The organism is Aquirufa aurantiipilula, assembly GCF_019923745.1.
GTDB lineage: Bacteria > Bacteroidota > Bacteroidia > Cytophagales > Spirosomataceae > Aquirufa > Aquirufa aurantiipilula.
This window is the reverse complement of the sequence record NZ_JAANOG010000005.1, coordinates 66,660-86,597: the sequence shown is the minus strand read 5'-3', so window position 1 is coordinate 86,597 and position 19,938 is coordinate 66,660. Positions and strand designations below refer to the sequence as shown.

The 19,938-nt window shown below is 37.2% G+C and carries 21 protein-coding genes and 1 tRNA gene; 9 read left to right on the top strand and 13 right to left on the bottom strand.

Annotated features, from left to right (window positions below):
• The 4 genes from wecB to G9H60_RS07155 are packed head-to-tail and all read left to right on the top strand — an operon-like array spanning position 1 to position 4,804.
• Positions 1 to 1,089: a non-hydrolyzing UDP-N-acetylglucosamine 2-epimerase gene (wecB, locus tag G9H60_RS07170; protein WP_223143372.1), complete on the top strand. Its 1,089-nt coding sequence runs from the start codon at positions 1 to 3 to the stop codon at positions 1,087 to 1,089.
• A gap of 4 nt (positions 1,090 to 1,093) precedes the next feature.
• Positions 1,094 to 2,734: a heparinase II/III family protein gene (locus G9H60_RS07165; protein WP_223143371.1), complete on the top strand. Its 1,641-nt coding sequence runs from the start codon at positions 1,094 to 1,096 to the stop codon at positions 2,732 to 2,734.
• Between the two features lie 4 nt (positions 2,735 to 2,738).
• A complete protein-coding gene (locus G9H60_RS07160) occupies positions 2,739 to 3,920 on the top strand; it encodes a glycosyltransferase family 4 protein (RefSeq protein WP_223143370.1) in 1,182 nt (393 codons plus the stop codon).
• Complete coding sequence (locus G9H60_RS07155) at positions 3,917 to 4,804, top strand: NAD-dependent epimerase/dehydratase family protein (protein WP_317197225.1); 888 nt, start codon at positions 3,917 to 3,919, stop codon at positions 4,802 to 4,804. The genes G9H60_RS07160 and G9H60_RS07155 overlap by 4 nt, the downstream gene beginning before the upstream one ends.
• Position 4,805: 1 nt before the next feature.
• Here G9H60_RS07155 and G9H60_RS07150 read toward each other — a convergent pair whose 3' ends face one another.
• The gene (locus G9H60_RS07150) at positions 4,806 to 6,278 is read right to left on the bottom strand and encodes a capsule assembly Wzi family protein (protein ID WP_223143369.1); all 1,473 of its coding nucleotides are present in this window, start codon (positions 6,276 to 6,278) and stop codon (positions 4,806 to 4,808) included.
• Between the two features lie 230 nt (positions 6,279 to 6,508).
• Here G9H60_RS07150 and G9H60_RS07145 point away from each other — a divergent pair, with 230 nt between their 5' ends.
• The 4 genes from G9H60_RS07145 to G9H60_RS07130 all read left to right on the top strand — a co-directional run bounded on the left by G9H60_RS07145 (position 6,509) and on the right by G9H60_RS07130 (position 10,220).
• Positions 6,509 to 6,739 (top strand): phosphopantetheine-binding protein, encoded by a 231-nt coding sequence (locus G9H60_RS07145; RefSeq protein WP_223143368.1) that lies wholly within the window; start codon positions 6,509 to 6,511, stop codon positions 6,737 to 6,739.
• Positions 6,718 to 7,905: a cytochrome P450 gene (locus G9H60_RS07140; RefSeq protein ID WP_223143367.1), complete on the top strand. Its 1,188-nt coding sequence runs from the start codon at positions 6,718 to 6,720 to the stop codon at positions 7,903 to 7,905. The genes G9H60_RS07145 and G9H60_RS07140 overlap by 22 nt, the downstream gene beginning before the upstream one ends.
• A 1-nt stretch (position 7,906) precedes the next feature.
• A complete protein-coding gene (locus G9H60_RS07135; RefSeq protein WP_223143366.1) occupies positions 7,907 to 9,277 on the top strand; it encodes an MBOAT family O-acyltransferase in 1,371 nt (456 codons plus the stop codon).
• Between the two features lie 118 nt (positions 9,278 to 9,395).
• Complete coding sequence (locus tag G9H60_RS07130) at positions 9,396 to 10,220, top strand: hypothetical protein (RefSeq protein ID WP_223143365.1); 825 nt, start codon at positions 9,396 to 9,398, stop codon at positions 10,218 to 10,220.
• 6 nt (positions 10,221 to 10,226) lie between these two features.
• Here the strand turns inward: G9H60_RS07130 and G9H60_RS07125 are convergent, their stop codons facing one another.
• From G9H60_RS07125 to lptB, 3 genes are all read right to left on the bottom strand, one after another.
• Complete coding sequence (locus G9H60_RS07125; RefSeq protein WP_223143364.1) at positions 10,227 to 11,636, bottom strand: capsule assembly Wzi family protein; 1,410 nt, start codon at positions 11,634 to 11,636, stop codon at positions 10,227 to 10,229.
• Between the two features lie 87 nt (positions 11,637 to 11,723).
• Positions 11,724 to 12,851, bottom strand: a complete 1,128-nt coding sequence (locus G9H60_RS07120) for a trans-sulfuration enzyme family protein (protein ID WP_223143363.1) — start codon at positions 12,849 to 12,851, stop codon at positions 11,724 to 11,726.
• 58 nt (positions 12,852 to 12,909) lie between these two features.
• Positions 12,910 to 13,641, bottom strand: coding sequence for an LPS export ABC transporter ATP-binding protein (gene lptB / locus G9H60_RS07115; protein WP_223143362.1), 732 nt, complete (start codon positions 13,639 to 13,641; stop codon positions 12,910 to 12,912).
• A 139-nt stretch (positions 13,642 to 13,780) separates the two neighbouring features.
• Here lptB and G9H60_RS07110 point away from each other — a divergent pair.
• Positions 13,781 to 13,853: transfer RNA gene (locus tag G9H60_RS07110), tRNA-Phe, on the top strand.
• A gap of 295 nt (positions 13,854 to 14,148) precedes the next feature.
• On the opposite strand, the gene G9H60_RS07105 is transcribed toward G9H60_RS07110, so the two are convergent.
• From G9H60_RS07105 to G9H60_RS07065, 9 genes are all read right to left on the bottom strand, one after another.
• On the bottom strand, positions 14,149 to 14,466 hold the full coding sequence (locus G9H60_RS07105) for a hypothetical protein (RefSeq protein WP_223143361.1): 318 nt from the start codon (positions 14,464 to 14,466) through the stop codon (positions 14,149 to 14,151).
• A gap of 348 nt (positions 14,467 to 14,814) precedes the next feature.
• Positions 14,815 to 15,384 (bottom strand): hypothetical protein, encoded by a 570-nt coding sequence (locus G9H60_RS07100; protein WP_223143360.1) that lies wholly within the window; start codon positions 15,382 to 15,384, stop codon positions 14,815 to 14,817.
• Between the two features lie 18 nt (positions 15,385 to 15,402).
• The gene (locus G9H60_RS07095; RefSeq protein WP_223143359.1) at positions 15,403 to 15,915 is read right to left on the bottom strand and encodes an outer membrane protein; all 513 of its coding nucleotides are present in this window, start codon (positions 15,913 to 15,915) and stop codon (positions 15,403 to 15,405) included.
• 61 nt (positions 15,916 to 15,976) lie between these two features.
• The gene (locus G9H60_RS07090) at positions 15,977 to 16,204 is read right to left on the bottom strand and encodes a helix-turn-helix domain-containing protein (protein WP_223143358.1); all 228 of its coding nucleotides are present in this window, start codon (positions 16,202 to 16,204) and stop codon (positions 15,977 to 15,979) included.
• Between the two features lie 54 nt (positions 16,205 to 16,258).
• Positions 16,259 to 16,720 carry a JAB domain-containing protein gene (locus G9H60_RS07085; protein ID WP_223143357.1) on the bottom strand — a complete coding sequence of 154 codons (462 nt, stop codon included), beginning with the start codon at positions 16,718 to 16,720 and terminating at the stop codon, positions 16,259 to 16,261.
• A gap of 36 nt (positions 16,721 to 16,756) precedes the next feature.
• On the bottom strand, positions 16,757 to 16,996 hold the full coding sequence (locus tag G9H60_RS07080; RefSeq protein WP_223143356.1) for a hypothetical protein: 240 nt from the start codon (positions 16,994 to 16,996) through the stop codon (positions 16,757 to 16,759).
• A 5-nt stretch (positions 16,997 to 17,001) separates the two neighbouring features.
• On the bottom strand, positions 17,002 to 17,970 hold the full coding sequence (locus G9H60_RS07075; protein ID WP_223143355.1) for a DUF3871 family protein: 969 nt from the start codon (positions 17,968 to 17,970) through the stop codon (positions 17,002 to 17,004).
• Entirely contained in the window at positions 17,957 to 18,811 is an 855-nt protein-coding gene (locus G9H60_RS07070; RefSeq protein ID WP_223143354.1) for an ATP-binding protein, read from the bottom strand. Before G9H60_RS07070 ends, G9H60_RS07075 begins: the two co-directional genes overlap by 14 nt.
• A gap of 66 nt (positions 18,812 to 18,877) precedes the next feature.
• Positions 18,878 to 19,255 (bottom strand): hypothetical protein, encoded by a 378-nt coding sequence (locus tag G9H60_RS07065; protein ID WP_223143353.1) that lies wholly within the window; start codon positions 19,253 to 19,255, stop codon positions 18,878 to 18,880.
• Positions 19,256 to 19,938 lie beyond the last annotated feature (683 nt).

The following is a 19,938-nucleotide window of genomic DNA, read 5'->3' as shown; positions in this document are numbered from 1 at the left end:
ATGAAAATAGATTTAATAGCAGGTGCAAGACCGAATTTTATTAAAATTGCATCCATCATCCATGCGATTAAGCAGGCACAAGCGCAAAAACTAGATATTCAATTCCGATTGATTCATACAGGTCAGCATTTTGACCGAAATATGAGTGATTCGTTTTTTGAGCAATTAAATTTACCTGAACCTGATGTTAATCTAGGCGCTGGCGGTGGAACCCAAGCGGAGCAAACCGCTAAAATTATGATGGGTTATGAAAAGCTCCTACTAGAAGAGTCTACTGACTTATGTTTGGTGGTAGGAGATGTGACTTCCACTATGGCATGTGCCATTGTAGCCAAAAAATTACAAATTAAAGTCGCTCACGTGGAGGCAGGTATTCGGTCGCATGACATGAGTATGCCTGAAGAAGTAAATCGATTGTTGACAGATAGTATCAGCGATTATTTTTTCACTACTTCTGAGGTAGCAAATGAAAATCTTAGAAAGTCAGGGATATCAGATGATCGAATCTTTTTTGTCGGTAATACGATGATTGATACCTTATTATTAAATCAAGCTAGGTTTAAAAAACCAGATGTTTGGGATAAGTACCATCTAGAAAAAGGGAAGTATTTGGTGATGACATTGCATCGTCCAGCCAATGTGGATGAAGAAAGTAAGTTAAAAGAATTAATTGATCAAATAGTGATTCATTCGAATCAATTGCCTTTGATATTTCCAGTGCATCCTCGTACGAAACAAATATTGAATCGATTAGAAGTAAACTATGATTCTTTAATTCAAATAGATCCAATGTCTTATTTAGAGTTTAATTATTTGGTTAAACATGCTAAAGCGGTCATTACTGATTCGGGTGGAATTACCGAAGAGACTACCATGATGGGAGTACCTTGCATGACATTGAGAAATAATACAGAAAGACCCGAGACGATTAGCCTTGGAACGAATGAATTGTTGGGTGTTAATCCCAAAGCAATAGCTCCTGCTCTAGAAAAGTTGTTTCAAGGAGATTGGAAGAAGGGCGGAATTCCTCCTTTATGGGATGGAAAAACAGGAGAGCGCATTATACAAAAGCTGATTCAATTAGGTTAGCATCATGTGGCGTAAAATTTCTTTACTATTTCATACGATTAAGTTCTTAAAACCGACCCAGTTGATAGGTCGGTTTATTCATTTTTTACCTAGAAGTATTCGAGAGGTAACTATACATCCCGAAATCTCTACCGAAACTTCTTATCAAGGGTTTATTACTAAACAATCCTGTACCAAAGATCTGGATTGTTTTACCTTCTTATCCGAGACCAATTGTTTGTCATCCACTGGCTGGGACCATCCTGAAGTGTCTAAATTGTGGAGATATAATCTACATTATTTTGATTTTATTAATAGTTCCTGTGGAGAGGAAGGTTCAAGAGTTCAAAAAGAACTGGATCTGATACATCAGTGGATTGATGAAAACCCATTTGGGAAAGGAACAGCTTGGGAGCCATATCCAAGCTCTTTGAGAATTATCAATTGGATAAAATGGCATTGGCGAACAAAATCGTTGACAGACAAAGCGCTGATCAGTCTTTGGAATCAAGTACGGTATTTAGGTGATAGACCAGAATATCATCTTTTGGGCAATCACTTATTCATTAATGCCAAAGCATTGATATTTGCAGGGGTATTTTTTAAAGGATTAGAGACTCAGAAATATTTGAATCAAGGTCTAGAGATCCTTAACCAAGAGTTGAATGAGCAGTTTTTAGAAGATGGAGCCCATTTTGAATTAAGTCCTATGTATCATGCTTTGGGGATGGAGGATTTATTGGATCTATTTGCGATTTGCCATGCAAACATACCAACTTTCCCTAGGGGTGAAGTAGCTCAAAAAATTCAATTGGGATTAACCTGGTTACAGCTCATGTCTTATGCTCATGGAGAATTGGCTCATTTTAATGATTGTGCCAATGGTATTGCCCCAAGCCTGGGGCAATTGGAATCTTTTGCCTTCGATTTGGGGATTCAAGTCAATAAAATAGAGGGGGAGTCTACTACTAAGTTATTAAAGTCATCAGGCTTTTTTGTTTCTGAATGTAAGGAATTTAAGCTGATAGCTGATGTTGGGGAGATTGGCCCGACATATTTACCTGGACATGCACATGCTGATACATTGTCTTTTGAATTAGCCTTACATGGAGAACGTGTCATTGTTAATTCAGGAACTTCCCTGTATGGTCTGAGCCCAGAAAGGTTAAGGCAGCGAAGTACCAGCGCTCATTCAACGGTGGAAATTAATGGAGAAAACTCATCGGAAGTGTGGTCTGGATTTAGAGTAGCACGTCGTGCTGAACCGATGGATTTGAATTGGAATCAAGAAGGAGTTGATTTTACACTTGCTTGTTCGCATACGGGTTATCAACGATTTTCAAAAGATATAATTCATCGAAGAACTTGGACTAAGCAAGGGCGAAAATTAACGATTCAAGATAGAGTACTAGGGAAAATCAGATCGGCAAAAGCGAGGTATTTCTTGCACCCTGATATTACGTTGAGGGAAGAAAAGCAGCAACTATCCATGCTTAAAAATGGGAAAATTTTAGCGACTATAACGGCGGAAGATGGTCAGAAAATGATGGATATAAAGCAAGTGAAATCAACTTATCATCCTAATTTTGGGCTTTCTGTTCCATCTATTTGTTTGGAGGTAGCATTGCCAGAGTCTCAAGAAATAATTTTGAATGTAACATTTTAAGCACTTGAAAAGAATTGTCTATTTAACGTTTTACTTTGAACCGGATTTGTGTGCAGGATCTTTTAGGAATAGTCCTTTAGCCAAGGTTTTGGCAGAAAAGGTAAAGGAAGATTGTGTGGTAGAAGTTTATACCACCATGCCTAATCGATACGACACTTACCATGCTGAGGCGAGTTCTTATGAAGAGAGAGAAAATTTGATTATTCATCGAATTCCTTTGCCAGCTCATGAAAGTGGTATGATGGATCAAATAAAATCCTTTTATACCTATTTTAAAGAGGTTATTAGGTTAAACAAAGGGCAAAAAGCGGATTTAATATTTGCTTCTTCTAGTAGACTTTTTACCGCATTTTTGGGATATGTTTTATCGATCAAGTATAAAAAACCGTTGTACTTGGATATTAGGGACATATTTGTGGATACGATTAGTGATGTTATCAAATCGCCCATCATTAAGTTATTTATGTTGCCCGTGTTAAAGCTGATTGAGTATCAAACCTTCTCCAATGCCGTACACATTAATTTAATTAGTGGGGGATTTAAGACTTATTTTCAACAATTTAAGGGCGTAGAGTTTTCGGAATTCACGAATGGGATTGACGATGAGTTTTTACAAGTGAAATCGAATCCTGTAAGCTTAAGAAAGGAACACAATGCAGTCAAGACAATTGTTTATGCTGGGAATATTGGAGAGGGGCAAGGTCTTCATAAAATTATACCTCAAGCAGCAGTGATGTTAGGAGAAGGGTATCAATTTATCATCATTGGAGATGGAGGCGCAAAGGGTAAGTTATTGTCGGAATTACAAAAAAGGCATGTAACCAATGTAGAAATAAGAAAGCCGATACAAAGGAATTTGTTAATTGAAGAGTACCAAAAAGCGGATTATTTATTTCTTCATTTGAATGACTTAGATGCGTTTAAAAAAGTATTACCCAGTAAAATTTTTGAATTGGCCACGTTTGATAGTCCCATGATTGCGGGTGTTTCTGGCTATGCTAAAGAGTTTATTGAGAAGGAAATTACTTGTTCATTTGTTTTCTCTCCTTGTGATGTGGAGGCTATGGTTAGAGGCGTGAAAGAATTCAATGAAGGTAAAGAAATAGACCGAAAGGAGTTTTTTAGCAAGTATAATAGAGATCACATTAACCACGCCATGGCGGAATCAATCATTCAATATTTGTGAAAATATTTATAACAGGAGCTTCTGGATTTGTAGGAAAAAATGTCATTGAAAGCCTTGCGCCTACACATGAATTCCATGTTTTTGACCGAGAGAATTTCAATGTTGAATCCGATGTTGTTCTTCATTTAGCTGGGAAAGCACATGATCTTAAAAAGGTTAGTGAGCCTGATGAATATTATGCCGTCAATACGGAATTAAGCAAGCGCATGTTTGATGCGTTTTTGAAATCAACAGCATCTACGTTTATTCTTATGAGCTCAGTTAAAGCTTCTGCGGATGCTGTGGAAGGTATTTTAACGGAGGAGGTCCTTCCTAATCCTCAAACACATTATGGGAAAAGTAAGCTTTTGGCAGAGGAATATATACTAAGTCATGCCATTCCAGATGGGAAAAGAGTCTATATCTTGCGACCGTGTATGATTCATGGTCCAGGAAATAAGGGAAATTTGAATTTGTTATTTGAGGTAGTTCGTCGAGGAATTCCTTGGCCTTTAGGAGCATTTAGTAATCACCGTTCTTTTTGCAGTATAGACAATTTAGTATTTGTCATTCAAGAACTAATTGACAGAAAAGATATACCATCAGGGATTTATCAAGTAGCGGATGATGAGTCGCTATCAACGAATGAATTAATCCAATTAATGGCTCAATCTGCAGGGAAGCAAGCATCCATTTGGAATTTGCCTAAAGCAATTATTTCTAGAATGGCCCAATTGGGAGATTGGATTCATCTGCCTTTAAATTCAGAAAGATTGACAAAATTAACCGAGAGCTATGTGGTCAGTAATGAAAAAATTACCCAAGCTATTGGAAAAAAAATGCCATTAAGCTCTCGTGAAGGGATATTAAAAACGTTGACATCATTTTCGAAATCTTCAATATAGTTTAGAATAAGCTATATTTGATGCCTAAGCTTCCTCCGAGTGTGTTCTTCACTCTACGACCTTCATCGTATCCAAATTGAAGGTTTAAACTGCATTTTTCATTCAGTGTTTTTTGGAAGGAAATCATACCTGAAAACTGGGATATGAAGTCACTTTCTGATAATCTTGGTAACAAGTGATTTCTAGGACTAGCATAATATGAGCTTGAAATTCGGGATTGCCAACTTAGCGTTTTTGTTATACTTCCTGAAAGCCCAAGGTAAAATGATTTTACGGCATTTAGGGTAAAATTATATCCTCCGCCCTGTTGACTTTCACGGTCAATGATAATCAATGGCGTCCCAATTCCCTTTCCCCAATATTGCCATCCACCCCGGCCATTGTAAAAATAGGATTCAATTTCTATTTGATGTGGATCTTTGATTTTTAAGAATTCAGCTAATCCTGAAATATAATTGCCTTGGTTGGCCGTGTATAAATATTCTAAAGTAATCTTATCAATGAATCTACTTGATTTATTTTTGATGGAAATTCCTGTTAATCCATCATTAATTTGGGTCAAAGCAAATCCTCTACCTGTTTCATAGGCAGATTGTTTATATACTAAAACTTCCCAACCTTTGGGTTGAAATTTAACAGCCAAATCAAAGGAGCCTAGATGGTTACCAAATTGGTTACCCAAATCATCGTACCTACTAATGGTATCTGTTGGCACAATCTCGCGATCTTTGAGTACTGTAACCACATAAAAATAGGTATTCAAACTACTGGGATAGTAATCATAATCTCCACCTGTTTTTACCTTGGCTTCTCCTCCCCACATTACTTGGTGGTTTAATCCAGCAAATACGTTGATAAAGCTTTCTGGTTTTCCAAATCGACCATAAAGGCTCTTCTGATGTAAAAATCCATTTAATGTTGGACCCTGATTATCCATCCAGCCATGAGAAAATGTCATGTGTACTCCTAGCCACCCTTTAGCTAAGTTTATATAGTCTCTAGTTCCGATTTGAACTTTTGGTATTGGAACAGCATTGCCTGACCAAGCATAAAATCCTCCTGTTAGGCTAGAATCGCCTAATCCGTATATTTCTTTTCTTCTACCTGCCCATAGCTCCCATTTGCCTCGTCTTCCACTGACATAGGCTTGGGTAAACCAAAAATCATTCTGTTTACCTCCCCAGCCAGTTGCTTCCAACTCATATTTCCAGTCGTATTTTTTCTTCCATTGATAATTTTTCCCTGCCCAAGCTCGCACAACAGCTCCTGGGTTTTCTAGGGGTACTTGACCGTATTGTAAACTGCGCATCCAGAAAGGAGTAATACCCGTATCGGAGGCATATACTTGTGCTTCAATCCTTGCATGGAAAGAAGTATCTTGTTGACTTTTTACATTGAAATGTATTACAACCTGAATCCCAATAGTAAATAAAATGCCAATGTAATTAAATATGTTATTTCTTGATTGGAACATATCGTATTTTGTCCAAATTTGTGCTAAAGTAAATCAATATTTAGTTGAAAGACAAAGCATTAAATGTCTACTTATTTAGCGGTAATTGAAATTATAAACCTCGAAAAGTGTAGATTCTTTATGTGAAATAATTGGTAGTTTTTAATTTAAGGAATAGATTTTATAGGAAAAATACGTCTAAAACATGATTCATTGAGTAAATTTACTTTTCATCAGATTTACACTAAGTAATGAATTTTAAGCATTGGTTAATCCAGCAAATTGCCTCAGAGGCATCTATTTCGGAGAAGGAGGTTGATTGTGATGCAGCATTTGAGCATTTTAATTTAGATTCATTGTCGATAGTTTCACTTTCTTTTGAAATGGAAAGTAAATTTCAATTGGAAAATGTCGATCCTTCCTTATTTTCGGAGTACAATACGATAAACAAGCTTTGTGTATGGATGGAAAATCAACAATAAAATGGAACCCTTTTGCTCCTGATTATTTTAATGACCCCTATCCTATTTATGAGCTTTGTCGCCAGCATAACCCTATCCAAAAAGACAGTTTTGGGAATATTTTTTTGTTTAAATATCGTGATGTTGCGACTATTTTAGAATCACCGAATTTTGAGGTGAGTACATTAGCAGTTTATTTCGAGAGTAAAGAAAATTATATTTTTAAGAATAGTCCACAATGCCCTTTCTTAGCCAAAACTACTAGTAAATGGCTGATGTATTTGAATGGAGAAATTCATAGAAAATTGAGAATTGCTTTGGGCAAGGTGTTATTTAGCTATGATTATGACAGGTTAATTCAAGAAGCGGTAAAGGATTGTATACGCCATTTTGAAGATGTTAAGGAATTAGATATAGTCGATTTTTCTAAATACTTCATCTACCATATTTTATGTCATTTTATTGGATTAAAGGACTTTGCAAGTCTAGAGAAAGTAGTTGAATTTTCTAATCTTGCGGCAAAAAGTCAAGATATATTTGTTTCAAAACAAATGTATCTCAAAATAAATGAATGTTTTATCGAAGGGAAAGGGCTTTTTGCAGAGTCAAATTTTAAGTCCAAATTAATCAGAGAATTAGATGGATTGGAATTTGATGAGGATGATTATTACTCTCTTTTGGCAGTGACATTAATGGCATTTTTTGAAACTTCCAAAGATAATTTAACCATCACTCTTTATACTATATTATCAAATCCAAACTTAAAAGAATTTGTTATTCAGGCTAATCAAAAAGAAATTAAGTTATTAACGGAAGAGTGTATACGTTACGTTTCTCCTTTGCAATTTACTGTCAGAATTAATAAAAATGATGAGACTATTTTTGGCCAGCATTTTTTGGCAGGAACTCGATTTATTTTGGGAATAGCTAGTGCCAATCGTGATGAGGAAATATTTGACTCTCCTGATGAAATTAATCCCAATAGGCAGGTTAATCCACATCTTGCATTTGGAGCAGGAACGCACCTTTGTTTAGGTGCATTGATTGCCAGAAAAGAAATAGAATTTGGCCTTAAACCTATGGTAAAGTTCCTTCAAAAATTTGACATTGATTCAACACAACCTTTAGAATGGGGGAATCAAATATTTATGAGGACTTTAAAAAGTGCCAAGATTACATTGAGATAATATGGCGCAAATTGGACTTTTTTCTAGTGTTCTTTTTTTGCTAATCGCTTTTAGTTCCATATTCATTTTTAGAATTCAAGTATGGAAATCCTTATTAATTAGTTCTATTTTCACACTTGGTATTTTCATGCCGTTTACTTTGGTTTTTTTGTTATTGGGTACCGCTATTACCTATCAAATAGGAAATAAAATTCAATCATCATTTCCTTTGACAGGATTAGGTAACGGTATTCTCATAGGATTTTTGATCGTATATAAACTAAAAGAATCTTGGATTGATCACTTCATTTTATTGGATGTGGAAATTTGGGAGGAAACGGGCATTTGGCAAATTGTGGGTTTAAGTTTTTTTGTTTTCAATGCCATAAGTTATTTGATGGACATTAAAAAAAAGTTCATTAAGCCGACAGATTCTTTCTTCAAATTAATGCTCTATTTGCTGTATTTCCCCACATTGCATGCTGGTCCTTTACATCGGTTTAGTTATTTGAATAGTCAGTTTGAACAAGCAAAAATCACAGAAGCATCATTTACAAATGGAATGAGGTTGATCCTGTGGGGTATATTTAAAAACTTTGTTTTAGCACAACGATTAAACCAGTTATTAATTTCACTGAAAGGGAGTGAAATAGCAGGTTGGTGGACCTTGTTAATTGGCTTGGTCTTTTTCTTTTACATATATTTTAGCTTCAGTTCATTTGTTGATTTTTTTCAAGGGATTTCAGAAATCTTTGGTATTAGACTAAAAGATAATTTTCATAAGCGGGTTTATTTTTCTTCTAACCGACATGAATTTTGGAAAGGTTGGCATATTACCTTAAATGAATGGTTCAGAGATTATTTTTTTTATTGGCAAATTAAGTTTCAGTTCTGGAGAACTAAGCCTTATCTACTTCTATTGTTAACGTATATGCTTATTGGTTTATGGCATGGAATTAGCTGGCAATACCTATTTTGGGGATTTTTGAATGGGGCATGGATTCTACTAGAAAAAGCTTGGCAATTGCCTAAACTTAGGCAAGGTGGGTTATTGAAACAAAGTATGGGTATAGTATATCATATTTTAGGATGTTCATTTATTGCGCTTGTCTTTATTTATCCTACTCTTGGGGATTTATGGAACAAAATTAAAATGCCTACTTACTTCCCCATTGAAGTATGGTTTATTCAACGGAGAAATATATTTATATTTTTTGTGATGTTCTTTATTGTCGATTTATACCATCTCTGGTCTAAAGATGAGAGAATGGATTCTTTTCTAGAAAGTGTATCACCATGGGAAAGGCGTTTAATTTATACTCAGCTTGTTGTAAGTCTATTCGTTTTTGGGGATTTTAGTGGAGGTCTTAATAATTATTATTTAGCATTTTGAGATGAGACTTGTACTAAAGCTCACTTTTTGGATATTCGTAATGCTACTATTTGCAAGTGCTAGTGTACTTTTTAGTAGGTTTTCGGGAAAATCAAATATCTCAACATTAAGGCAATCAATGGCTAAGATTGATTCGAATTCAAAATCAATTTTCTTTTTAGGATCTAGTAGAATACAGCGAAGTGTTAATTCAAAGTTGATTCAAGATTCCCTTACAACCTGGCGAGTGTATAATATGGGTCTTTTAGGAAATACTTTGGCTCAGAATCTATATTTGGCTCAGTTTATTAAGAATTTGCCAGGGAACAAGGTTGTTTTTGTCGAATTGACATCCTATTTAGTTAATTATCCAGAATCATTTGAATCTGCTTTAGAATATTTGGAACTACCTGATTTTCCTAATTCATATTATAAATTTTTAGGCAAACCAATACCCTCATCCAAAAATTATGGTTTTTTAGATGATTTTGAGGCAGTATTTTGGAATACCATGATTCAAAATCAAAATGTAATAAAGAGAATAGCTTTTAGAGATGAGTATAATGGATATAATGAAATAGGCTATTCTCCGACGAATAGGAATGATGTAGTTTCGAAGGAGTCTTTTTTGAACCAAGAAAATTTGCACGTTTTTGCATTAAGTAAATTAGATATGAATGCGTATTCACGAGTAAATCAAGCCCTTAAAATGCAACAGCAAAATGAATTTAAAGTGGTGTTTTTACTCCCAATTACCTCCAACAATAAAGATGATTTTGAAATTAAAATCCCCATTTTTAATAAAATACCAAAAGAGTCTAAGTGGGAATATACCGGGCAATTTTTACAGGAAATGGCTAATCCTAGGTATTTGGAGAATAAAAATCACATGAACAGTCAGGGTGCAATGATTTACTCCCAAGGACTAGTCAAATACATCAAAGCCAACGAAAAAAATTGGTAAGTTTTTCTACTGGAATCGATACTTCATTCCTAGCATGCCACCTAGGGTATTTTTGATTCGGTCTCCTTGGTCAACAGCAATCTGAATACTAAGTCCCAGTTTTTTATTGACTTGCTTTTGTAGATTCAAAGAGGCAGAAATTTGCTTTAAATAGCTTTCTGGATTATTGGCTGGGATTACGGGATAGTCATACGAAGTGGATGAGAGCCTTGCCATCCAGTGAATTTGTTGAGGCAATGTCCCCCGAATTCCAACATACATGGACCTCACTGCATTATAAGCAAAACTTAGTCCGCCTCCTTGTTGACTTTCTTTGTCCATAATAATTAAAGGCGTACCTAATCCTCTTCCCGAGTAAATCCATCCATCTCGCCCACGTACATTTAGATAATTGACCATATTGGGGTAATCATGATCTTGTTTATTCAATAAGCTCCCTAATATGGACTGGTATGTACCTTGGTTTCCCGTATATAGGTATTCTAAACTTATACCTTCAATGATATTGGGTTCTTTCATGGTGAATGAAAGTCCGGTTAATCCATCATTAATGGTATTTAGTGACCAAATTCTATCTGATTCATAAGGGTTTTGGCGGTAAAGTAGGACTGACATTTGGTCGTTTTGATATCGTATGCCCAAATCCAAACTTCCCAAATGATTACCATATTTATTGTTCTCGTCATCATCAGGAAGTATTCCTTCCCCAGCGCCTAGAAGAACTTTGGTAAAGGCATTGAAATCTGATGGATACACATCATAAAAGCCTCCCTTAGGATCTCGCCTACTACCTCCCCACTGCGCTTGGTGGTTGAATCCCACAAAAAGATTAAGACTTGAAATAGGTTGACCTAAACGAAAATAAAGAGATTTTTGATGAAGATAAGAATCACCTATTGACCCTTGATTGTCAAACCAGCCATGGGCAAATTGGAAATTGATTCCCACCCAATCATGAAGTACGTTCACATAATTTCGGGTACCTACATGAACTTTAGGTAATGGAAGGGCATTGCCTGACCAGATGAAAAAACCAGCCGTCATCGTGGTGTCTCCTAAGCCAATAACTTCTCTTTTTGATCCCCCCCAAATTTCAAAGGCCCCCTTTTTTAGTCCAAGGTAAGCTTCTGATAATAAAAATTTGGATTCTTTACCCAGCCATCCAGTTCCTTCAACCTGGTACATCCAGTCAACATCTTTTTTGGGGTTGTACCATTTGCCATTCTTTATACGGATTATCCCAGTTGAATTTTCTACGGGAACGGTACCATATTGTAAACTTCTGGTCCAAAAAGGATTGATACCATTGGTAGAACCAACAGCCATGACATCCACGGTAGTGTGTCTGAGTGTGTCTTTGGATAAGGATGGACTAGAAAAACCAATAAATGTACTGAGTAATATAGAAAGAAGCATGTATAGAACTGATTGGTATAGACAGAAAAATTAATTAATCTATACGGTTAATTTACTAATATGCTCGAATAAACGAACATCTTCCTTTTATAATTTATTTAACGCAGCATGTAGATCATCCCATAAATCGTCGACATGTTCTAAACCGATGGAAAGACGCAATAAATTTCCTGGTGTACTACTTTGAGGACCCTCAATAGATTTACGATGTTCTATTAAACTCTCAACTCCTCCTAAACTAGTAGCCTGTTGGAATAAAGTTAGGGTAGATGCGAACTTTTGAGTAGCATTTTCTGAAGCTTTTAGCTGAATGGCTATCATGCCACTTTGTCCGTTTGGCATTTGCGTCTTCGCCAATTCGTATTGAGGATGACTAGGTAGTCCTGGGTAGTGTACCTTTTCTACTGCAGGATGATTTTCTAGTTTTCCTGCCAAAATGGCGGCATTTTTACTGTGTTCCCTCATCCTAAGAGGTAATGTTTTTAGTCCTCGAGCCAACAAGTAGCAATCCAGCGGATTGGGCGTAGCACCCATTAAAATCTGAACTCGTTGTATTCTTTGTGCCCATTCATCCTCTTTTTTTAGGATAATAGCTCCACCTAATATGTCAGAATGTCCACCAATGTATTTGGTGGTCGCATGCATCACGATATCCGCTCCAAGGGCAATTGGGTTCTGTAAAATGGGGCTAGCCAAGGTATTATCAACACCTACTTTAATACCTAATTTACTGGCAATTTGGCAGATTGCTGCTATGTCGCTAATACTCAACATAGGATTCGCGGGGGACTCCACCCAAATCAATTTGGTGTTGGGTTGAATCGCATTTTTTACCGCATCTACGTCCGTCATATCCACTTGGGAAACTTCTAAACCCCAGGGACCTAAAATTTCTTCCGCTAATTTATAGCTAGCATAATAACCAACAGCAGGCATAAGCACATGATCTCCTGTTTGTAGGCATTGAAAAACAGCATTTACCGCCGCTAAACCCGAGCCAAAAGCAAAAGCTTTTTCTCCACCTTCCAAAGCAGCCAAGGCTTTTTCTAAGACATCTCTATTAGGACTAGAATTTCTAGCATACATGTGACCTTTTGGATATGTTCCATCTTCAGAACGCTCAAAAGTGGTACTTAGAAAGATGGGAGCAGCAATGGACGCTGCCGTTTCATCTTTTAAGTTGCTACTGTGTATGGCTAGTGTTTCTTTTTTCATATATAGAAATTCTACATTCCTCATTCAATATCCCTAATAACTAATCCCTAATAACTATTTAGTTCTTCTTTCTTAATTCGAAATTCTTACCTAAATACAGTCGACGAACCTGTTCATCATCAGCTAATTCTTGAGGCGTGCCCGCTTTTAGGATTCTACCTTCAAATAACAAATAGGCTCGATCCGTAATGGAAAGGGTTTCATCCACATTGTGATCAGTTATTAAGATACCAATGTTGCGGTATTTTAGTTTAGCCACTATGCTTTGAATTTCTTCTACGGCGATTGGGTCAACTCCAGCAAAGGGTTCATCTAATAGGATAAACTTGGGGTCTACGGCCAAAGCCCTCGCGATTTCTGTCCTTCTACGTTCTCCTCCTGATAGTACTTGACCTAAACTTTTTCGAACATGCGTTAAAGAAAATTCCTCTAAGAGTAATTCTGTTTTTTCTTTTTGTTCTGCTTTGGTCAAAGCCGTCATTTCTAGTACGGCTAAAATATTTTCCTCAACTGTCAATGTCCTGAAAACGGATGCTTCTTGAGCCAAATATCCAATTCCTAACCTGGCTCGTTTGTACATAGGAAGGTGGGTGACATCTAAATCATCTAACCAAACTTTACCTTCATTGGGCTTAACTAAGCCTGTAGCGATGTAGAATGAGGTTGTTTTCCCAGCACCATTAGGTCCTAGAAGGCCAACAATTTCTCCTTGGGCAACCTGATAGCTAATGTGGTCATTGACCAATCGTTGGCCATATTTTTTTACCAGATTTTCTGTTCTTAGGATCATATTTCAAAAATAGGGAAAAGAGTTGGGGTCAGCAAGTAGAATACACATTCCAAGCTTTTTCCATTTTTTTTATTTTGGGGATTGCCATTTTTAAAAAATATTCCTACTTTTGCAATCCCGAAAGCAATCGGGCAATTGAGGTGGAGTAGCTCAGTTGGTAGAGCATCGGACTGAAAATCCGTGTGTCCCCGGTTCGAGTCCGGGCTCTACCACTTCAATTTTAGAAAGACCCTGACGAAAGTTAGGGTCTTTTTTTATGCTCTAGAGCCTATTTAGCCACTTTTCCCAGATAGAGTAGTGAAAAAATAGTTAGTAGTTCAAAGGTTACCTTTAAACTCTACAAAGGTAAATATACTGAAAAATGGGGCAATTTAAGTACCATTTTGACTCACTTTTGACTCACGGGGTGAAGTTATAAGAGACCTCTTTTTGTGCCCTAGGGCGGCCTATTGGCCACATTTGCAGACTTGCAGACTTGAAGCCTAATATTAAATTTGACTCACCTAATTACTTCCAGTGATTTTCAGGTACAAGCTCTACAATCTCAGCAGTTATTAACCCATTTTCAATGTACTTACCCAGTGGCCGAACTATGTTATTTTCCACTAAAAAGCTTAGCACCCCTTCATTCTCACTATAGTCTTTGATAATAAGCTCATTCTTTCCTAAAGCAATTTCGGGTATTGAAATGGAAGCTGTAAGAACAGTTGAGCCATCAAGTGTGCTAATCAGCTCCAAAGCAGTTTGGCTGTTTTTATATTCTCCTACTTGAGGAAATACCTGATATGTACTTCCATCCGAGGCAGTAAATATGTAAGTTTTCATGGGGTATTTGTTTAAGAAAAAAAGTCTATAGCTATTATATGTGTACTTTAGCCCTAAAAATTAACAGCTCGAGGTACTTATAAAAGTCTGGTGTTTTGAGGTATCACCTACAGACAGACTCATGTAAAGTTGTTACTTTATTTTGAAGTTTAGACAATTAACCATTCCTTGAAGCTGGCAAATTTTTCAACTAGATGGTCTGCCCAGAGCTAATAAAACTAAGGTGTTACAAACAAAAAAACTTAGAGCCAGTACAATTTAACTGCACCAGCTCTAAGTTATCTCAAAAATTAGGGAATGTCATTTCAGAAAGGACAATTCTCTCATGCACATTAAGGCAGTAAAGTATTACTTAACACTAAAGCAAAGTATGCTAGTTGGTCCTACCACACTTTTTAGTGCTCCTCCACCACCAACATTCTTTTTCTCGCTTTCAAGTACTAGTCCATACTCCCCTGGTTTAACATCTTGCAGGGTTAAAATGTACGAGCTTACTCCATACTTTGTCCCTACAAAGGTCAAGGTTTCCATTTTAGTACCTTCTTTCATTCTACCAAAGTTACCTAGCTTCATATACTCTACAATCCTGTTTTTAGCATTACTGTTCAAGCGGAAAACCTCAATAGAAGAACTAGGAGATAGTGAGTTATCTTGCACTTTGACAAGTAATTTTACAGTTCCTGCCTTAGTAGAAACATTAGAACAGCAGCCATTAACCACAATATTCAGTCCTACAGCAGACCAGTACATTCTAGTTTCAATGTTTACCTTATTCTTTTCTAAAGAGACTGCCTGAGTGTCATTTATAAGTAGGCCTTCTCCTACAAAATCTGGTTCCTTTAAAGCAAGGTCTTGCCCATTTGTAGTATGAAACAGCCCCATTAAGCATAGAATGCCTAGTGTCAGTATATTTCTCATGTACGTAATTGTTGCTATTTAGTTGATGTAATAATGTATACCAAATCCTAAGTTTAACCCAGCTATGCTCAGGCCATCTTCCACATTTAGCTTACCATATCCTAAGTCCAAAGAAAGCTCTAAGTTTTTTGTAGGACGGCCTGATAGACCTCCTCCTGCATTATAGCCAAAGAATGAGCCAGAGATATCTTTTACATAGCCACTAGTCAGTTTAGCCAATTCATATTTATAGCTTATAATACCTGCCCCGGCAAAAAGATATGGAACAATGTGATCTCCCCCCTCAGCAAAGTTGTAATAATACCTTCCACCATAGAAGTTTAAATTAAGGTTGTTAGTAGATATTGGGTTTATTGTAGCTTGAATAGCTGAGTTCATGTTAATATTGTACTTAGCACTTAGACCGTATGTCAATGTCTGATACTGTAGACCAAAGGCTAATTTCTCATTTTGTGCAGAAGCACGGTGTGTGACAAACATACTTATCACTACAAGAACTAAGATGGATGTGTGTGAAATGATTTTTTTCATGGATAAATAAATAGTAAAATAGTTAGTGCCTACTCTGTCATGGGATTTTCGGCATTCTCCCTTACTTGTGTAAATCAGTAAAAAGCTCTGGAATGGGTGTTTGGAGACAGTGTGCTATCTGGTAGACATGAAAAATGCTGGTGTTTATTTTACCTAGCTCAATTCTACTTAGCTGAGAATATTCCAAATTTGCTTCATTGGCAAGCTCTTCAATTGTCAACCCCTTTTCTGTCCTAGCTTTCCTTATTTTACTGCCTACCCTTTTGCAAACCTCTTTTTTTTCAAGCATAACTCTACAAAATTGAGCTATCAGAGAAATCTTCACAATGGCAAATTTGCCATATTACAGCAGACCTTGGTCCGCAAAACTGTAGTAGGAAGGTTTGTCTGGGCTAATGACAATGTGATCTAGAAGCTTAATGTTAAAGTACCCCAGTGCCTGCTTTAGCTCTTGGGTAATGTCTTTGTCTCCTCTTGAAGGTTTAATGTTACCTGATGGGTGGTTATGACAAATAAGGACATTGCTACAAGCACTTTTAAGGGCTGTAGCTGCAATCAACTTGATGTCCACCACAGTTCCAGATACAGAGCCTTTAGAGTGGAAGTGATAACCTATTACTTCACAACCATAATTCAGGTAGACAGCAAGGAACTCTTCTTGCAGTCTGATGGTATCAGGGTTAAAGAGTTCAAAAACAAAGCTGTAAGCTTCAGGTGATGTTACTATTTTACCCAAGCTAGTGACCCTCTTATTTTTAGGGACGTACTTTAGCTGAATTTCAGCTACAAAATGTTCTTTTTTCATAATAAGAAAAGCCACCCATTTCTGAGTGGCCGTGTTTTAGTTAATTACATTAATGTGAAAGTAAGGAAGCCATTTACCTAGAACCAAATACATGATTTTGTGCTCCTTGGATTGCATAATAGCCTCTATCCATACTGTTGTACCCCGTTGTAATGTACCTGACTGCTCAATTACAACTCCCTTGATGGGAGTGAAAAGCTGAATTAGCAAGCCTTGAGGTGTTACAAGCAGAAGTAAGTTTGGATGGAGAGCTCCAACTTGTTGTTTATTCTCCATAAATGCTAGCTTAGATACCAGCTCTCCTGCTTCCCTTGTACTGCATTTGCTATCTGCTGGGTAAAATCGTAGGCATTTACAGCTCTACCAAGGAACTGATCAATGTAGCTTGCCTTATTGGAGTTCGTTAAAAGGTTGAAAACTTTCCACAAGCTTATATCCCCCTGCTCATTTCTACAAAAGCTCTTGTCTTGGAAATAGTCCTTGGCTACATTACTTATTTGTGTGTCGGTATACAGCAAAGGGGGGATTTGCTTTTTGAGGGCATAGGGTAAGAAATTGTACAACCTAGCTCTTCCAAGCATCAATGCGAATTGCTTTTCAGTCAAATAGTAATTAGTAAAGCTATTTAACTGCTCAATATGCTCTTGGGGATTGTAGTTGTTGAGCATTTCCATGGTAGTGTCCATGAGCTCACCAATGGATCTTACCTTGACTCCCAGCTTAGTTCCATCTGTCCAAATGCACATGTTGTTGCAGACTTTTACTTGGAAACCCACAAATAGCTTGAAGGACTCAAGAGCACCTTTCTTGGCATTGAAATTATCTTCACTGTAGGATTTCACTCCCCCAATACTTAAGTGCATTGGCTGGCCATCAATTTCTTGGGTAATAGAAGGGATGTCTATGACAAACATAGCTCGTTCGTAAAAGATGGTCTTTTCATGTTCCAGTAATTCAGAAGCTTGCTTGTGCCTTGCCTCAGGTATACGACCTTTGATAGGGTGGCTCAGAAGAATGCTAGGAGCAAGGATTTCTTCTCCCTCAAGGTAATGTTTCACCACGTCATATGTAGATTGAACAAAGTCTCCAATACTTATTAGAGGCTCTAGATCTTTCGTATAGCTTGGTACAATATGATTATGCTGTATTTCTGCCAAAGAAGCCTCTATGGTATTTGCTCCAATAAAGCATTTGCTACTGCTTGTAACTTGTTCTGTTGCAATTTCTTGTATGATATTATCTGTTAACATGTTCTTGCTGTTTTTTGGGGGTTATTTGATGTGACAAAATCTCCTGCTTTCTACTCTCAAAAAATGGTAATAGCAGGTCTCTAAATTCAGGGTACTGGTTGTAGAGCCCTAAAAGCTCAAATGAAGTATTGCAACCACTAATTCGTGCTTTGATGTGCTCTATTCTTGGCTGTAAGTCCTCCATGGCCCATTTTGCAATTTGCAATCCTGCGAGGGGGGTAATTTTAAACTCAGGTTTTTCAATGAATAAGCCTGTTCTATCCTTGCTAGCTGTGGCATTGTGTCTGATGTCAAGGTCTAGTACAATAACGAACTCGTATTCAATGTTCTCACGTTGTATACTTTTCATGCCTACTTTCTCTGGCACCATTTTACCATTCTTATCGGCCAACACATATTCTGTCTTGGTACGAGTAGTAGCAATGATATGTACAGGTGCTTGAAGCATTTTCTGTATGAAAGCCTGATGGCGTGGATTTACCTTCCCCCACGCAGTAAAACTGTTCCCTGGTAGAGAGGAATGATATTCCAACAAGTACTCCCACTCATGTGTAATTGAATCCAGTATAATTACTTCCATGCCTTTGGAAACACAGAGCTCAATGGCTTCTATATACCTTTCGGGGGTGAATGGTGCACTAATACTGACAACCTGATAAGGGCCAAGGTGTGAATACAGGTGAGCACTTTCATTTTCTGTATCAATGACTGCTATTTTGGAGTAGTCTGGATACAGGCCACTAGCTAAGAGTATACTTGAATAGGTCTTACCTGAACCCGAAGGTCCTGTAATGCACATCTTGATCTTAGCCTTTTTCTTTTCTGCTGTAATAAGTTCCATGTAATAAACTTTAAAAGGTTAAACAAAAGAGGTGTAACAGATAAGTGCTACACCTCGTTTTACTAATTAACGTTTCAAAAGAGACAACTTCCTTGCACCATTCTCTGTAGAAGTTTCGGGCTTTTGAAATGTTTCTGTTGGCATACTACCTGCTGGAAAGTATTCATAACGGTGTGCCAATCTAATGACTTCTCCTGTATCAGGAATGACATAATCATAGGGCTCAACCTCTACTCTTTCCAGTGAGCCATTCAGCTCTTTACCAATCATCTTTTGGGCAACCTCTTTAGTGAAAGTTGAACTGATGCGTGTTCGACGACTAGTGGCATACATCTTGTTTGTTGTCTTTGACTGAACAAGCTCTAAGTCTCCTGATAATTCAAGAGCAATGTAGTGCTCTCCTTGAGCATTTTCCAGCTCAATGTAATCTGTGATAATAACCATGATAATATTGTTTATAGGGTGAAAGGGAACATGAGTTTGACCCTCTAGACTGAGTCGGGGTATCCCTCAAAATCATTCACAGGGAGGGGAAGGGATGGCGGCGGCCTAAACAGAGCTAAACACGCAAGTGCCAATTTTCCGGGGAAATTTTTTGGGGAGCTTGTGTGAAAAGTTATCAACACATGTGCAAAACTTTATGTTGCTATTGATTGCCTCAGTGGGTAATTTTGTATATATTATAATGTACTAGTAGCATAGAAATGCTATTACAGCCTATTAAGGTCCAGGGGATATATAGAGGTTCAGAAGTCGGATAGTATTCTGCAGCATTGAAATAACATGCAAGGATAGTGGAAGAGGTTTCTCCGATAGGTACGAAAATGGTTGCCATATAAGGCAAGTGGATGGGCTCAAAACACACGGGTAAGGTGTCCTGAATTAACAGGGGGTTTAGAGTCCATGTAGGTGTAGGCGAAAGCTAACGTACGGCACTGCTGAAATTGTCAACTGATCCAGTTAGATAGGCTTTTTTTCTAAGCCTTAGGGGAACCTTTGCCTTTTTTCAAGGAAGGTAGTTAACAAATGTTAGTAAGCAGATACAGAGTAAATATGTAAACAATGGTTACCGCAAGGTAATTATTTCCACATAAATACCCTCCACCTCTATAGCTTTCACTCTACAT